The sequence below is a fragment of the Bradyrhizobium pachyrhizi genome, from assembly GCF_029714545.1.
GTDB classification, from domain to species: Bacteria; Pseudomonadota; Alphaproteobacteria; order Rhizobiales; family Xanthobacteraceae; genus Bradyrhizobium; species Bradyrhizobium pachyrhizi.
In genome coordinates, this window is record NZ_CP121667.1 from 3,346,322 (window position 1) to 3,362,900 (window position 16,579).

Here is a 16,579-nt window from a genome sequence, read left to right on the forward strand (position 1 = left end):
TGAGCGAGCTGGTTTTTCATGGTCACCATCAAGGTCGATAACCTCATCAACTTCGTGTCCGAGGTGTTTTCCCATTCGGAGTCCTCTCCGGAAGAGGCGAAGCGCATCGCGACCTATCTGACGACAGCGAACCTCACCGGGCATGACAGCCACGGCGTGATCCGCGTGCCCGTCTATGTCAGGTGGAAGAAGATGGGCTCGATCGTGCCGAACCAGACTGCGGAGGTGGTGGTCGACACGCCGTCGCTCGCGGTGGTCGACGGCAAGTTCGGCTATGGCCAGACCGTCACGCCGGTTGCGGTCAAGCTCGGCATCGAGAAGTGCAAGAAGGCGGGGCTCGCCGCGGTCGCGCTGCGCAACTCCGGTCATCTCGGCCGCGTCGGCGACTGGGCCGAGATGGCCGCCGCCGAAGGCCTTGTTTCAATTCATTTCGTGACCGCGGCCGGCTCGCTGCTGGTTGCGCCTTACGGCGGCGTCGAGAAGCGCCTGTCCACTGCGCCGTATTGCGTCGGCATTCCACGTCAGGGCCAGGATCCGATTGTGCTCGATTTTGCGACCTCGGTTGTCGCCGAGGGCAAGTGCCTGGTCGCAAGCCGCGGCGGCAAGAAGCTGCCGACCGGCGCGCTCGTCGATGCCGACGGCACGCTGAGCGAGGATCCGCACGTGCTGTATGGTCCGTACACGCCGGACGGACCGCGCGACCACACCAAGGGAACCGGCGCGATCCGCGCCTTCGGCGATCACAAGGGCTCGGGTCTCGCGTTCATCTGCGAACTGCTCGGTGGCGCGTTGACCGGCACCGGCGCGACGTCGTCGGACCGGCGCTTCGCCAACGGCATGATGGCGTTCTACATCGACCCGAAGGTGATCGACACCAGCAATTTCTTCGACGACGAAATCACCCGCTATACCGATTTCATCCGCGCCACCAAGCCGATCGCAGGCACGGATTCCGTATTGGTTCCGGGCGATCCGGAGCGGAAAACCCGTGCCGATCGCACCAGGAACGGCATCCCCTTGCCTGACGACACCTGGGCGGCGATAGTGAATACCGCGCGCGAAGTCGGCGTCAGCGAAGTTTCTATCCAGCGGGCGACCAGCTGAAAGCTCGTCCCCCAATAAACCGCAAAGGGAAACGCGATCAATGGCAAACAAGGTCAAGCAAGTCTGGGCATCGGGCAAGGCGGTGGTGAACGCGTGGCTCGCGATCCCCTCGGGATTCTCCGCCGAAGTGATCGCGCAATGCGGCTTCGACAGCGTCACCGTCGACATGCAGCACGGTGTGCAGGATTATCAATCGATGGTGCAGTGCTTCCAGTCGATGCACGCCCATCCGGTGACGCCGATGGTCCGCGTGCCCTGGAACGAGCCCGGCATCATCGGCAAGGTGCTCGACGGCGGCGCCTATGGAGTGATCTGCCCGATGGTCAACACGCCGCAGGAAGCCAAGAACCTCGTCTCCTACGCAAAATATCCGCCGAAGGGCGTGCGCTCCAACGGCCCGATCCGCGCCGGTATGTACGGCTCGGCCGGCACCTATCAGCAGACCGCCAACGACGAGATCGTGCTGCTGCCGATGATGGAGACCAAGACCGCGGTCGAGAACATGGAAGCGATCCTCGATGTCGAAGGCATCGACGGCGTGTATATCGGCCCGTCCGATCTCGGCTTCTCCTACGGCCTGGTGCCGAAGCTCGATCGCGACGAGCCGGAGATCCTCAAGATCTACGAGAAGATCATCAAGGAGTGCGGCAAGCGCGGCCTCAATCCAGGCATCCACTGCTCGGGCGCCGAGGGCGCGGTGCGCGCAATCAACATGGGCTTCAAGCTCGTGACGCTGTCGAACGAAGTCGGCCTGATGCAGGTCTACGCCAAGATGCAGGTCAACGCGACCCGCGAGAAGTCCGGCGGCAAGGCGTAAGCTCCGTCCGCGATGTTAGCTCTGTTCCCTCGCCCCGCTCTCTTGTCGCCGAAGCCCGCCTTCGGGCGAAGGCGGATGCGGGGAGAGGGTTGGGGTGAGGGGCCTCTATCCGGCGAGCACCATCGTTGTAAGTGACATCGTGCCTCGCCCCTCACCCGGATCGCTGACGTGATCCGACCTCTCCCCGTAAAGGACGGGGAGGAGTGAAGAAGACACCAAGGAGAACTCCCATGGCCACGGCACAAGTGATCCGCCTGCACGCCGACGACAGCGTCCTGATCGCGCGCGCGAGCCTGCCGCCGGGGCTGGAGGTCGCCGATGGCGTCACCACCGTCGATCGGATCCCCGCGGGCCACAAGGTCGCGATCAAGCCGATCGCGCAAGGCGAGCCGATCCGGCGCTACGGCCAGATCATCGGCTTCGCGACCCAGGCGATCGCGCCCGGCCAGCACGTGCATACCCAGAACTGCGGCATGGGCGATTTCGCCAAGGATTATGCCTACGGCGTCGACGTCAAGCCGGTGCCGAACTTCGATCTGCCGGCGACCTTCGAAGGCATCCGCCGCGCCGACGGCCGCGTCGCGACCCGCAACTATATCGGCATCCTCACCTCGGTGAATTGCAGCGCCCATGTCGCCGGCATCGTGGCCGACATGTTCAAGAAGAATCCGTTCACCGGCGACAATCCGCTCGCCGATTACCCGAATGTCGACGGCGTCGTCGCGCTGACCCACAAGACCGGCTGCGGCATGACCCAGGACGAGCCCTTGGCGCTGCTCCGCCGCACGCTCGGCGGCTATGCGCGGCACGTCAATTTCTCCAACGTCATCGTGCTCGGCCTCGGCTGCGAGGTGAACCAGATCGGCGGCCTGATGCAGGAGCAGAAGCTCGCCGGCCGCCTGCGCGCGATGGACATCCAGGAGGTCGGCGGCACCCGCAAGACGGTGGAAGCCGGCGTTGCCTTCGTGAAGGAGGCGCTCGCCGATGCCAACAAGGTCAAGCGCGAGGCGGTGCCGGCGAGCGAGCTCACCGTGGCGCTGCAATGCGGCGGCTCGGATGGTTACTCCGGCGTATCTGCCAATCCGGCGCTCGGCGCGGCGAGCGATTTGCTGGTCCGTCACGGCGGCACCGTGATCCTCTCGGAGACGCCCGAGACCTATGGCGCCGAGCATCTGTTGACTCGCCGCGCCGTCAGCCGCGAGGTCGGTGAGAAGCTGGTCGGCCTGATGCGCTGGTGGGAGGAGTACACCCAGCGTGAGGGCGCTGAGATGAACGCCAATCCGAGTCCCGGCAACAAGGCCGGCGGTCTCACCACCATCCTGGAGAAGTCGCTCGGCGCGATGGCCAAGGCCGGCAGCACCAACCTCGTCGACGTCCTCAACTATGCCGAACCCGTCACCAAGAAGGGCTTTGTGTTCATGGACACGCCCGGCTACGACCCGGTCGCGGCGACCGGGCAGGTCGCGGGCGGCGCCAACCTCGTCTGCTTCACCACCGGCCGCGGCAGCGTGTTCGGCTGCAAGCCCGCGCCGTCGATCAAGCTCGCCACCAACACGCCGATGTACAAGCGGATGGAAGACGACATGGACGTCAATTGCGGCACCATCCTCGACGGCGAAGAGAGCGTGCAGGAATGCGGCCAGCGCATCTTCGACCTCATCCTCAAGACCGCCTCGGGCCAGCCGACCAAGAGCGAGAGCTTTGACTTCGGCGGCGCCGAATTCGCGCCGTGGGTGCTCGGCGCGACGATGTAGTTTAGAGCCACGATCTAGCCCTTCACTCCGCCGTCGTCCCTGCCGAGTGCGCTATTGCGCACGGAGCAGGGACCCATAACCACCGGCCGTAGTGTGTGCAAGGCATCCGCCACCTTCTTTCATCAATAGGATCACGCGGTATGGGTCCCTGCTTTCGCAGGGACGACGAGGAAGTACGTTGGCGAATGCAGCTTCCCGGACTACGCTGCCCCTCCATCCGGAGCTACGGATGGGGCGGAGGAAGCATGCGTGCGCGTCGGTTGGGAATTGTCGGATGCATCGCATTTCTCGCCGCTTTGAGCCTCGGCGTCGGTTCGGCTGACGCCGCAACCATAGTCGCGCTTGGCGCGAGCAATACCTACGGCAAGGGCGTGGCGCGCAATCAGGCCTATCCCGCGCAGCTCGAAGCGATCTTGCGGGCGAAGGGATTGAACGTCCGTGTCGTGAACGCCGGCATCAACGGCGATACCACGGAAGGGATGCTGCAACGCCTGGACCGCGCCGTCCCGAACGGGACCCGTGCGGTTATTTTGCAGCCAGGCGGCAATGATCGACGCAAGGGCAGCCCAGACCGGACAGCGGATATTCAAAGTCGCCTCAGCGCCCGCGGCATCGCGGTGATCATGCTCCCTAACGGGATGCTGGGTGGACTCCCCCATCAGCCCGATGGTGTGCATTTGACCCCCGAGGGCTATCACATGCTCGCCGAGCAACTCGCGTCGCAGGTATCCGGCGCGATCGGCCGCTAGCTATCGCGTAGCCCGGATGAAGCCAACGGGTCGCGCGAATGCGCGCCCGATGACGAGCTCCGCGCAATCCGGGACTCTTCCTGCGGATGAAGACCCCGGATTTCGCTTCGCTCCATCCGGGCTACGGATCACGCCCTTACCTTGGGCACCCCATGCCCGTTGTTAGTGCTTGATGTCGACCGGCAGCAGTGTTCTGCTCAAAAAAGCTGCTGGAGCCCTCGGTCCGTGTCGATATCAGTCGCACTGCATCACGTCACGCACTACAAATACGACCGGCCGATCGATCTCGGGCCTCAGACCATTCGGCTTCGGCCCGCGCCGCATACGCGCACGCCGATCACAAGCTACTCGCTCAAGGTCTTGCCCGCCAATCACTTCGTGAACTGGCAGCAGGACCCGCAGGGCAACTGGCTGGCGCGCTACGTCTTTCCGGAGAAGACCACCGAGCTCAAGGTCGAGGTCGATTTCACCGCTGACATGACGGTGGTCAATCCGTTCGACTTCTTCGTCGAGCCCTTTGCCAACAGCTTTCCGTTCGAGTATCCCGGCGATCTCAAGACCGAACTCGCGCCCTATCTCGAGACCGATGAGCCCGAGCCGTTGCTCGCGGCTTACCTGAAGGAGATTCCGCGCCAGGCTGACAGCACCGTCAACTTCCTGGTCGAGCTGAACGCGCAGCTGCAAAAGAAGATCAGCTACGTGATCCGCATGGAGGCCGGCATCCAGACGCCGGAGGAGACGCTTGCCGCGGGCTCCGGCTCCTGCCGCGACTCGGCGTGGCTCTTGATCCAGACGCTGCGCCACCTCGGGCTCGCCGCGCGTTTCGTCTCCGGATATCTCATTCAGCTGCGGCCGGACATCGATCCGCTCGAGGGGCCGCGCGAGGTCGAGAGCGATTTCACCGACCTGCACGCCTGGGCCGAGGTCTATCTGCCGGGCGCGGGCTGGATCGGTTTCGACGTCACCTCCGGCATGCTGACGGGCGAGGGCCACATCCCGGTCTGTGCCACGCCGCACTATCGCTCGGCCGCGCCGGTGACCGGCACCGCGGGCGTTGCCAATGTCGAGTTCGGCTTCGAGATGAGCGTCAAGCGCATCGGCGAGGCGCCGCGCATCACCAAACCATTCTCCGATGAATCCTGGGCGCGGCTCGACCGGCTCGGCGAGCAGGTCGATGCCGACCTGGGGAAAGACGATGTGCGCCTGACCATGGGCGGCGAGCCGACCTTCGTTTCGGTCGACGATCTGGAATCGCCGGAGTGGAATGTCGCCGCGGTCGGCCCGACCAAGCGCGCGCTCGCCGACGAATTGATCCGCAAGCTGCGCACGCGGTTCGCGCCGGGCGGCCTGCTGCATTACGGCCAGGGCAAATGGTATCCCGGCGAGAGCCTGCCGCGCTGGGCGTTCGGTCTCTACTGGCGCAAGGACGGCAAGCCGATCTGGAAGAATGCCGAGCTGATCGCCGGCATCGAGAACTCGCGGAAGGCCGAGATCGCGGAGGCCCAGCGTTTCGTCGAAGTAACAGCAACCAAGCTTGGTCTCGGCGCCGACTATGCCATGCCGGCTTATGAAGACCCCGCCTTCTGGCTGCAGCGTGAGGCCGGCCTGCCGGCCAATGTCAGCCCGGCGAATTCCAAGCTGACCGATCCGGAAGAGCGCGCCCGGATGGCGCGGGTGTTCGATGAGGGGCTGACCACGCCGAAAGGTTACGTGCTGCCGATCCAGCGCTGGAGCCCGCTCGGCGATCGTGTGCCGGCACGCTGGCGCAGCGAGCGCTGGAAGATCCGGCGTAGCCATCTATTCCTGTCGCCCGGCGACTCGCCGCTGGGCTTGCGGCTTCCGATCGCCTCGCTCGAATATGTGCCACCGGACGATTATCCCTACGTCGTCGAACGCGATCCGATGGCGCCGCGCGATGCGCTTTCTGACGAGCTGCAGCAGGCCTTGAAGGAGATTCCCGAACCGCTGCCGGTGCGCACCGCGATGTCGATCGAGGTTCGCGACGGCGTGCTGTGCGCCTTCATGCCGCCGGTCGAGAAGGTCGAGGATTATCTCGATCTGATCGCAGCGATCGAAGCCGCCGCCGAGGAGCTGCAGCTGCAGGTGCACGTCGAGGGTTACGGACCGCCTTTCGATCCGCGCATCGAGGTGATCAAGGTGACGCCGGATCCCGGCGTGATCGAGATCAATGTGCAGCCCGCGCAAAGCTGGCGCGAGGCCGTCGACATCACGCTCGGCCTCTATGAGGACTCCGCCAAGACGCGGTTAGGGGCCAACCGTTTCCTGATCGACGGCCGCCACACCGGCACCGGCGGCGGCAACCACATCGTGGTCGGCGGCAGCAGGCCGGAGGATTCACCGTTCCTGCGCCGGCCCGATCTGTTGAAGAGCCTCGTGCTGTACTGGCAGCGTCATCCGTCGCTGTCCTATCTGTTTTCCGGCATGTTCATCGGCCCGACCAGCCAGGCGCCGCGCATCGACGAGGCGCGGCATGACGGGCTCTATGAGCTGGAGATTGCGCTCTCGCACGTGCCGCCGCCGGGCATGGATGCGCCGCTGTGGCTGGTCGATCGCCTGTTCCGGCATATCCTGGTCGACATCACCGGCAACACCCACCGCGCCGAGATCTGCATCGACAAGCTCTATTCGCCCGACGGCCCGACCGGCCGGCTCGGCCTGGTCGAATTCCGCGCGCTCGAAATGCCGCCCGACCCGCGGATGTCGCTGGCGCAGCAATTGTTGATCCGCGCGCTGATCGCAAAGCTGTGGCGTGAGCCGCAGCAGGGCCGGTTCGTGCGCTGGGGCACCGCGCTGCATGACCGCTTCATGCTGCCGCATTTCCTCTGGGAGGATTTCTTGGGCGTGCTCGCCGAGCTGAAGCAATCCGGCTACGATGTCGAGCCGGAATGGTACCAGGCACAGCTCGAATTCCGCTTCCCCGCCTTCGGCCGCGTTCATCACGGCGGCGTCGGTCTCGAACTGCGGCAGGCGCTCGAGCCCTGGCATGTGCTGGGCGAGGAGGGCACCTCGGGCGGCACCGTGCGCTACGTCGATTCGTCGGTCGAGCGTCTGCAGGTGAAGGCGACCGGATTCGTCGAGGGGCGCCATGTCATCACCTGCAACGGCAGACGGATGCCGATGACCGAGACCGGCCGTGCCGGCGAGGCGGTCGCCGGTGTTCGTTTCAAGGCCTGGCAGCCGGCCTCCGGCCTGCATCCGACCATTCCCGTGCATGCGCCGCTGACGTTTGACCTGATCGATACCTGGAACGGCCGCTCGCTCGGCGGCTGCGTCTATCATGTCGCCCATCCCGGCGGCCGCAACTACGAGACCAAGCCGGTCAATTCCTACGAGGCCGAGGCGCGGCGGCTGGCGCGCTTCCAGGAGCACGGCCATACCCCCGGCAAGATCGAGACGCCGCCGGAGGAACGCACAATTGAGTTTCCCTTGACCCTCGACTTGCGGACGCCGCTCCTGCACTAATTGTGTCAAGGGGAAGTGGAATGACCGCATCGGGTGGCCAAGGCAATAGTCAAGGCAGCAGTCAGGAGAGCAGGGCCCGTCCCGGTCAGCGCCGGATGGCGCAGTGGACCCGCGACTATGTCCGGCTGCCCGGCATTCCCGACGAGTATATTGCAGACAACGGCGCGCCGCGGCCGGTCTGGGCCCGCTTCTTCGACGCCTTTGCCGCGCTGTCGCCGGCCGATATCGAGCGCCGCTTCGCCTCCGCCGATCGCCATCTGCATGAGGCTGGCGTCACCTATCGCGCGCCGGGCGACACTTCCGACCGGATCTGGCCGCTCAGCCATCTGCCGCTGATCATCGACGCGGCGGACTGGCGCCAGCTCGCCGCCGGTGTCGCGCAGCGCGCGCAGCTTCTGGAGATGGTGCTGGCCGATCTCTACGGCGAAGGCCGCCTCGTTGCCGACGGAGCCATCCCTGCCGCTGCGATCGCCGGCAGCAGCGAGTATCTGCGCGCGGTCAGCGGCATCAAGCCGCCGGGGGGCCGCTATCTGCATCTCTATGCCGCCGACATCGGCCGCGGGCCCGACGGCCGCTGGTGGGTGCTCGGCGATCGCACGCAGGCACCGTCGGGCGCGGGCTATGCGCTGGAAAACCGCCTGGTGCTGTCACGCGCCTTTTCCAATCTCTACAAGTCGATGAATGTCGAGCGCGTCGCGCCGTTCTTCGAGGGGTTCCGCGATTCGCTGCGCGCCAGCGCCGATCGCGACGAGCCGCGGATCGGCCTGCTGACGCCCGGCGCGTTCAGCGAGACCTACTTCGAGCACGCCACGCTGGCGCGCTATCTCGGTTTCCTGCTGGTCGAGGGCGACGATCTTGCGGTCTCCGGCGACCGCGTCCACATCCGCACCGTCGCCGGGCTGAAGCGGCTCGACGTGCTGCTGCGCCGGGTCGATTCCAACATGCTCGATCCGCTCGAGCTTGACGCGTCCTCCTATCTCGGCGTGCCCGGGCTTGTCGAGGTTCTGCGCAAGGGCGGCGTCGTGGTCGCCAACATGCCTGGCTCCGGCGTGATGGAGGCGAGGGCGCTGCTCGGCTTCCTGCCCAATCTGTGTCGGCGCCTGCTCTCTGAAGACCTGATGATGCCGCACATCGCGACCTGGTGGTGCGGCCAGAAATCCGCCCGCGAAGAAGTGCTATCGCGGCTCGACGAGTTCGCGATCGAAGGCGCCTATGGCCGCGGCGTTGCGGATTTTCCCGGCAACGGACCGGTGCTCCCGGGCGAATTGTCGGCCGCGGACCGCGACCGCCTGAAGGATGCCATCAGTCATCGCGGCATCGATTATGTCGGTCAGGAGCTCGTGCGGCTGTCGACCACGCCGGTATGGGAGAACGGCCGCATCGCGCCGCGTCCGTTCGTGTTGCGGGTGTTCGCGGCGGCGACGCCGAGCGGCTGGACTGTGCTGCCCGGCGGCTTCTGCCGGATTGCCGATCGGGCCGATGCGCGCGCGGTGTCGATGGGCGATGGCGCGGTGTCCGCCGACGTCTGGGTGGTCTCCGACAAGGCGGTTGAGACCTCGACCCTGCTGCCGGCGGTCGACACCGTCCGCATCCGCCGCATCGCCGGCGTGCTGCCGAGCCGCGCCGCCGACAATCTGTTCTGGCTCGGCCGCTATCTGGAGCGCGCCGAGGCTACCATCCGGCTGATCCGCGCGCTGTGCACGCCGCTGCGCGATCCTGCGCGCGCGAATTCGAACGGCTCGGCGCCGGCGATGCATTCGGCCGAGCGCATCCAGCGCATGCTGGTCGCCTGGGGCGCGGCCTCGCAGACCGCGCGCGCCAATCTCGCCAAGGTCGCGCTCGAAGCGCTGCAGAGCGAGGAGAAATTCGGCTCGGCGCTGTCGCTGGTGCGATCCGCGCAGCGCACCGCGATCTCGCTCCGCGAGCGGCTGTCGCCGGACGCCTGGCAGGTCATCACCGAGATGGCTGATCGGCTCGCCATCGAGGTTCATGACGATGACGGCGTTGTCAGCGCCGCCGAACTGACCTTGCAGGAGCTCGCAAGCTTCGCCGGCCTCGCGCAGGAAAACATGAACCGCGCCGCCGGCTGGCGTTTCCTCGAGATGGGCCGCCGCGCCGAGCGCGCCGTCAACACCACGCGCTTTGCCCGTCAATTCGCCTACGACGAAGCCGGTGATGAGGATCTCGACGTTCTGCTCACGCTGGTGGACTGCCAGATCACTTATCGCTCGCGCTATCTGGTGCAGCCGCTGCTCGCACCGGTGCGCGATCTGGCGGTGCTCGACCCCTACAATCCGCGCTCGGTCGCATTCCAGGTCGCGGCGCTGAACGAGCATATTGCCGCGCTGCCGAGCCTGAAGGAGCACGGCCTGATCGAGCGGCCGCAGCGTCTTGCCGTCGCGGTGGAGGCAATGCTCACAACGGCTGAAGCCTCGAGCCTCGACGTCAAGACGCTGTTCGCGCTGGAGCAGGATCTGCTTAACCTCGCCGACGCGATCGGGCTGCATTATTTCCCGCACGGACCGAATGCCAGCCGGCCGGAGAAGCTCACGGGGCTGGCGTGATCTACGACATCCGTCACGTCACGACCTACAGCTACGAGACCCAGGTCAGCTTCGCGCGCTGCTCGCTGCGGCTGGAGCCGGTCAATGGGGACGGGCAGCAGCTGATCTCGCATTCGGTCGATATCCGTCCGAGGCCCGCGGAACGCACCGCAAGGCGCGACTTCTTCGGCACGCTCACTGAAAGCGTCCTGATCGAGACCGCGCATCGCAGTCTGCGCATCGATGCCCGCTCGCGGGTCTCTGTGGCGCGGCAGCCGCCGGCGCGCGCCGCCGCCAGTCCGCCCTGGGAAGACGTGCGTGACAATGCGTTCGAAGCGTTGAGCCTTGATGCGGCCTCGCCGGTCGGCTACGTCTTTGCCAGCGCACTGGTGCCGTTGCTACGGCCCGTGACAGCCTACGCTTCCGCGAGCTTTTTGCCCGGTGGCCGCCTCCTCACCGGGGCGGCCGACCTGATGCGCCGCATCCGCAACGACTTCAAATACGATCCCAAGGCGACCGTGATCTCGACGCCGCTTCGCGACGTGTTCGAGAAGCGCCATGGCGTGTGCCAGGACTTTGCCCATGTGATGATCGCAGGGCTGCGCGGCCTCGGCCTGCCCGCGGCCTATGTCAGCGGCTATTTGCGCACCATTCCGCCGCCGGGCCAGCCGCGGCTGCAGGGCGCGGACGCCACCCATGCCTGGGTCTCGGTCTGGTGCGGGAGCGCGCTCGGCTGGGTCGGGTTCGACCCGACCAACGATCTGATGGTCGGAAGCGACCACATCATTCTCGCCATCGGCCGCGACTTTGCCGACGTCTCGCCGGTCGATGGCGTCATCGTCGGCGCGCGCAAGCAAAAGCTCGCCGTTGCGGTCGACGTGTTGCCGGTGGAGTGAGACGGGATGGGCGCGCGGCGCGCTCGACCGCGCCAATGCAATCGCGATCAGGCGACGTGCCGCTTGCCCGATTTGTCCCACCCGATCGGGCTGACGATGACGCGGTCGCGGCCTTCACGCTTGGCTTGATAGAGTGCAAGGTCCGCGGCCTTGAGCAGATCGCGCGATGTGCGCTCGTGGTCCGGGACGAGGCAGGACAATCCGATGCTGACGGTCGGCAACTCAGGCTCGGATTCCCGCGCAGCCGTCAGCTTGGCGCGAATCCGTTCGGCAATTTCCAGGGCGCCCGCCTTGCCGATGCCCGGCAGCAACACCGAAAACTCCTCGCCGCCATAGCGGGCGCCGAGATCAGTTGCACGCTTGGCGCTGCCTGCGATGCACCGTCCCACGGTGGTGAGCACGGCGTCGCCGGCCTGATGCCCGTACGTGTCGTTGTAGATCTTGAAATGATCGACGTCGATCATCAAAAGCGAGACCGGCGCCTTTGCGCGCATGCCACGGCGCCATTCGACGTCAAGGGTATCGTCGAGGCGGCGACGGTTGGCGAGGCCAGTCAGTGCATCCGTGCTCGCGAGGTGCGCGAGCCGATCTTCCGCGGCGGCCCGCCGTTTGAGAGCGGCCACCAGGTAGAACATCAGGACGATCGAGAAGCCGCAGAGCGCTGCCACCACGCTGCCGATCAGCCAGAGCTGCTGCCACCAGTCGGCATAGATGCCGTCGAGCGCAAGACCCTCGGCGATGAGCAGGCGATTATGTCCGACCGCCTGGAAAACATAGAGCCGGCTGACATGATCGACGATCGATTTCGTGATGTAGGAGCCGGATTGCCGTGCCGGAAACTGCTTGAAGACCAGAGAGTCCTTGATGCTTTGGCCGATCTTGCTGATGTCGAACGGGGCGCGCATCAGTATGACGCCATCGCTGTTGAACAGCGCCATGCTGTCGCCGAAGCCGAAGTTCAGCTTGCGAAACAGATTGTGGAAATAGCTGAGCCGCATGCTGCCCGCGACCACGCCGGCAAAGGAGCGGTCGTCATTGTTGATGCGGCGGCTGAGGCTGATCAGATATTCGCCATCAGGAGTAATCCACGGAGCACTGATGAACAGGCCGCTGTCCGCTCGCGTCTGATGTGCCCGGAAGAAGTCTCGATCGGCGAAATTTGCGACCCGTGGCGTCAACGTCCTGGAATCGAGCGTGACGTCCCCCGCCGCATTCAGCACGAGGATCGAGCCGAGATCCTTGGCTGTGGCGGCGCGGTCGAACAGCACGACCTGGCGAAGCTCCGGGCTGATCTTGCCGAGCTCCTGCAGCTTGACGCCGTCGGCGACCGCCTGGAGCGAGAGGTCGTAGAGGTCGATGTTGCGGTCGATCTCGCTGGCGATTGAGGCGACGAGGTTGGTCGCGCCTTCCTTCGCATGCCGATAGTCCTTGCCCGCCATCTCCCAGAGAATGGATGCGCAGATCGCCGAAAAGCAGAGAACGAGGCCGATCCCGAGTGTAAGGAGCCGTTTGGTCGGCACTGCCTTCGGCTTTGGCAAAAGCCCGTTCATTGCTCGCTTCCACTTCCCCGCGCCCTCGCGCAGCGACGCTTTTCTATGGAGGCATCAAATTGAGAAATGCGACCCGAAGCGGAGGCAATTTGTGTCCGTGCGTTGAGAGAGTCTTAACCATCCGGATTGCCGGGGCCCTGTCGCAGGGTCCCGCCACATCGCCGCTCAGGTTCCGGTCCGCTGCAGGCCGTCGGCCGCGTCGCTGCGCAGGTTGCGGAAGAACTGCTCGACCTCGCGCGACAGCGTCTCGGCGGTTGTGGTCAGATCGTTCGAGGCCGCGAGCACCGATTCCGCCGCCTTGCTGGTCTGGTCCATGTCATCGCGGAGCGAGCCGACATTGGTGACCAGGGTCTCGTTGCCCTGGGCGGCCATCTGGGCATTGGCGGAGATTTCGCGCGTCGCCGCATCCTGCTGGCCGATCGCGCTCGCGATGTTCGCGGTGACGTTGCTGATCTCGCGCACCGCCTGACCGATCTCGCGCACAGCGGCTACCGAGTTGCGGGTCGAGGCCTGGATCAGGCCCACATTCTCGCTGATCTCGGCGGTTGCCTTCGCGGTCTGGCCGGCCAGCGCCTTGACCTCGTGCGCGACGACGGCGAAGCCACGGCCGGCATCGCCGGCGCGGGCGGCTTCGATGGTGGCGTTGAGGGCGAGCAGGTTGGTCTGCTCGGCGATCGCCTGGATCAGGCTCAGCACCCCGTCGATGCGCTGGGTGGTGGCGGCAAGGCCCTCGATCTCGTTGATCGAGCGATCGGTGCGCGCACCGGCCTGATCGACTGCGCCGGACGACTGCTTGACCTGGCGGCCGATCTCCTCGACCGAGGCGGAGAGTTCTTCGGCCGCGCCCGCCACCGCGGAGACGTTGCTCGAGGCCTGTTCGGTGGCGCCTGCCGCCGCCACCGCGCGGCCGCTGGCGTCCGACGCGACGGTTGCGATGGTCTGCGCGGTTTGACGCATCGTCGCGGCGTTGTCGTGCACCGCGCGGAGCACCTCGCCGATCGTGCCACGGAACGCTTCGACGAAGGTCTCGATATGCCGGCCGCGCGCGTCGCGCGCCGCGGACTCCTGTACGACCTGCGCGTTGAGGCTGCGATTGCGGTCCATCGCCTCCTGGAAGACCTTTATGGCGCGTGCCAGTGCACCGATCTCGTCGCCGCGCCCGACATGCGGTACTTCGACATGGTCGGTGCCCTCGGCGACGCGCTTGATCGTCGTGGTGATCTGCGACAGTGGCCGGGCCACCGAGCGGGCGATGATCAGCACGCCGAGTACCACCACAATCAAGGCCGCGGCGCCGAGGCCGGTCAGCACCAGCGCCATCGTGCGGTTGGTGTCGGTCTCCCGCGCCAGTTTCTTGCTGCGCTCGGCATAGACCTTGGAGAGCGCCTCGAGATCCTTGTTCAGCGCGGTGCGCACGTCGCGATTGGCGTCGTTGTCGCCCCACTCCCGCCCGGCTGCGGCGCCGATCTCGATGCCGCGGCGTACCAGCTCCTTGCGGAAATCGATGAACTGCTCGATGCGCTTCTTGAACACCGCGAACTGGGCGGCGTCGTCGGCCTGCACCAGGGTTTCCCAGTTTTTTACCACGCCGAGAATGCGTTCGTTGAACGCCAGCAGGCCGTCGCCGTATTTCTTAACGGCCGCCGGATCGGTCGACATGTAGATGCCGCGGGATTCCATCACCACGGCATAGACCAGTGAATTGACCCGCTCGACATTGAGCGCGGCACGGCTTGCGAGGTCGACGGCCTCGGTCAGCTCGGCATTGCGCCGCGCATTGTATTCGGACAGGAAGGTGATGGCCGCGGTCAGCGCCGCAATCAGCGCAAACGTCGAGTACAGCCTGGCAGCAAGCGAGAATCGGGATGCCATTGGAGGCCGGGACATGGAGATGGGGTATGTGACGGGGGCGGGCATTGCGGGGCACTCCAAGAGGCCGGGGAGTACCTTCGGCCGATTAAAGCTTATGCAAAATTTTCATGGACAATTTCTTAACGCGCGAGTTTTGTGCAGCCGCAACCGTTAAAATCTGTAAATAATCCCAATGCCTTATCGGCAGCTTTGAGTCTGCCGGGTGCCCGCGGCTTGCGGCGGCGCCGATGATGCGCCGCCGTCATCGCCAACGGCGCCGGCACGCGGGGCGAAACCGCTGGCACGCCTTTCGCAAAGAGGTGCTACGTTGTGCTGCCCCAGCCCGCGACGAACCTCCCATGCTCTATCGTCACACCATCGACGCCACCAATTATGCATTCGACGATCTGCGCATCCTGCTTGCCAAGGCCTCGCCGCCGCGTTCAGGCGACCGCCTGGCCGGCATCGCGGCCGACAGCGCGGAGGAGATGATCGCCGCACGGCTTGCGCTGGCCAACGTTCCGCTCAAGCAATTCCTCGATGAGCCTGTCATCCCCTATGAGGATGACGAAGTCACCCGCCTGATCCTCGACAGCCACGACGTTGCCGGCTTTCTGCCGGTGTCGTCGCTCACCGTCGGCGGATTCCGCGACTGGCTGCTGTCGGATGCCGCTAGCGGGGAAGCGATCAAGAAGATCTCGCGCGGCATCACGCCAGAGATGGTTGCGGCGGTGTCGAAGCTGATGCGCAACCAGGATCTGATCCTGGTCGCGAAGAAATGCGAGGTGACGACCCGCTTCCGCAACACCATCGGTTTGCGCGGGCGAATGAGTACGCGGCTGCAGCCGAACCATCCTTTCGACGATCCCAAGGGCATCACCGCCTCGATTCTCGACGGGCTGCTGCTGGGAGCGGGCGATGCCTGCATCGGCATCAATCCGGCGAGCGACGATCCGAAGGTCATCGGCACCCTGCTGCGGCTGTTGGACGACATCATCACGCGGCTCGAGCTTCCGACGCAGGGATGCGTGCTGACCCATGTCACGACCACGCTCGGACTGATCGGGCAGGGGCTGCCGGTCGATCTCGTGTTCCAGTCGATCGCCGGCACCGAGGCGGCCAATCGCAGTTTCGGCGTCGACCTCTCGCTGCTGCGGGAGGCCCGGGAAGCGGGGCTGTCGCTGCGCCGCGGCACGGTCGGTGACAGTGTGATGTATTTCGAGACCGGGCAGGGTTCGGCGCTGTCGGCCAATGCCCATCACCAGGTCGATCAGCAGACGTGCGAGGCGCGGGCCTATGCGGTGGCGCGCGCGTTCGATCCGCTGCTCGTCAACAGCGTGGTCGGCTTCATCGGTCCTGAGTACCTCTATGACGGCAAGGAAATCATCCGCGCCGGGCTCGAGGACCACTTCTGCGGCAAGCTGCTCGGCCTGCCGCTCGGGATCGACGTCTGCTATACCAACCACGCCGAGGCGGACCAGGACGATATGGACAATCTCCTGACGCTGCTTGCGGCGGCCGGCGTGAACTTCATCATGGGCGTGCCGGGCGCGGATGACGTCATGCTGAACTATCAGTCGACATCGTTTCACGATGCGCTCTATGTCCGCGACCTGTTCGGCCTGAAGCGGGCCCCCGAATTCGACGACTGGCTCGCGCGCGTCGGCCTTGCCGGGCAGGACTTCCGCCTCCTTGCCGATGCGGGGCGGTTGCCCGATCTCGCTGTCAGGCTGCTGACCTGAGGGGGATAGCGAAATTCTGCAGAGCAACTATCTCGCCGATGTGACGTTAGTAAGTGCCACAATGTTGAAGAATTTCTGGCCCAGCGTTCC

Annotated in this window: 10 protein-coding genes; 8 read left to right on the top strand and 2 right to left on the bottom strand. The window is 65.5% G+C overall.

The features are described from left to right. Positions 1-18 precede the first annotated feature (18 nt). The 7 genes from QA639_RS15380 to QA639_RS15410 all read left to right on the top strand — a co-directional run bounded on the left by QA639_RS15380 (position 19) and on the right by QA639_RS15410 (position 11,346). Entirely contained in the window at positions 19-1,104 is a 1,086-nt protein-coding gene (locus QA639_RS15380; RefSeq protein ID WP_157348161.1) for a malate/lactate/ureidoglycolate dehydrogenase, read from the top strand. 40 nt (positions 1,105-1,144) lie between these two features. Next, on the top strand, positions 1,145-1,921 hold the full coding sequence (locus QA639_RS15385; RefSeq protein WP_018270573.1) for an HpcH/HpaI aldolase family protein: 777 nt from the start codon (positions 1,145-1,147) through the stop codon (positions 1,919-1,921). 230 nt (positions 1,922-2,151) lie between these two features. Further along, positions 2,152-3,675, top strand: coding sequence for a UxaA family hydrolase (locus QA639_RS15390; protein WP_157348162.1), 1,524 nt, complete (start codon positions 2,152-2,154; stop codon positions 3,673-3,675). A 245-nt stretch (positions 3,676-3,920) separates the two neighbouring features. After that, positions 3,921-4,424 carry a GDSL-type esterase/lipase family protein gene (locus tag QA639_RS15395; RefSeq protein WP_063779982.1) on the top strand — a complete coding sequence of 168 codons (504 nt, stop codon included), beginning with the start codon at positions 3,921-3,923 and terminating at the stop codon, positions 4,422-4,424. Between the two features lie 225 nt (positions 4,425-4,649). Beyond that, entirely contained in the window at positions 4,650-7,907 is a 3,258-nt protein-coding gene (locus QA639_RS15400) for a transglutaminase family protein (protein WP_283090165.1), read from the top strand. A 20-nt stretch (positions 7,908-7,927) separates the two neighbouring features. Beyond that, positions 7,928-10,471, top strand: coding sequence for a circularly permuted type 2 ATP-grasp protein (locus QA639_RS15405; RefSeq protein WP_283090166.1), 2,544 nt, complete (start codon positions 7,928-7,930; stop codon positions 10,469-10,471). Continuing rightward, positions 10,468-11,346 carry a transglutaminase family protein gene (locus QA639_RS15410; RefSeq protein WP_283090167.1) on the top strand — a complete coding sequence of 293 codons (879 nt, stop codon included), beginning with the start codon at positions 10,468-10,470 and terminating at the stop codon, positions 11,344-11,346. The genes QA639_RS15405 and QA639_RS15410 overlap by 4 nt, the downstream gene beginning before the upstream one ends. Positions 11,347-11,393: 47 nt before the next feature. On the opposite strand, the gene QA639_RS15415 is transcribed toward QA639_RS15410, so the two are convergent. Both QA639_RS15415 and QA639_RS15420 read right to left on the bottom strand, forming a co-directional pair. Then, positions 11,394-12,896 (bottom strand): sensor domain-containing diguanylate cyclase, encoded by a 1,503-nt coding sequence (locus tag QA639_RS15415; protein WP_283090168.1) that lies wholly within the window; start codon positions 12,894-12,896, stop codon positions 11,394-11,396. Positions 12,897-13,061: 165 nt separating this feature from the next. Beyond that, positions 13,062-14,768: a methyl-accepting chemotaxis protein gene (locus tag QA639_RS15420; RefSeq protein ID WP_028331728.1), complete on the bottom strand. Its 1,707-nt coding sequence runs from the start codon at positions 14,766-14,768 to the stop codon at positions 13,062-13,064. A gap of 338 nt (positions 14,769-15,106) precedes the next feature. Here QA639_RS15420 and QA639_RS15425 point away from each other — a divergent pair, with 338 nt between their 5' ends. Continuing rightward, the gene (locus QA639_RS15425; protein ID WP_028331727.1) at positions 15,107-16,489 is read left to right on the top strand and encodes an ethanolamine ammonia-lyase subunit EutB; all 1,383 of its coding nucleotides are present in this window, start codon (positions 15,107-15,109) and stop codon (positions 16,487-16,489) included. The last annotated feature ends 90 nt before the right edge of the window (positions 16,490-16,579 follow it).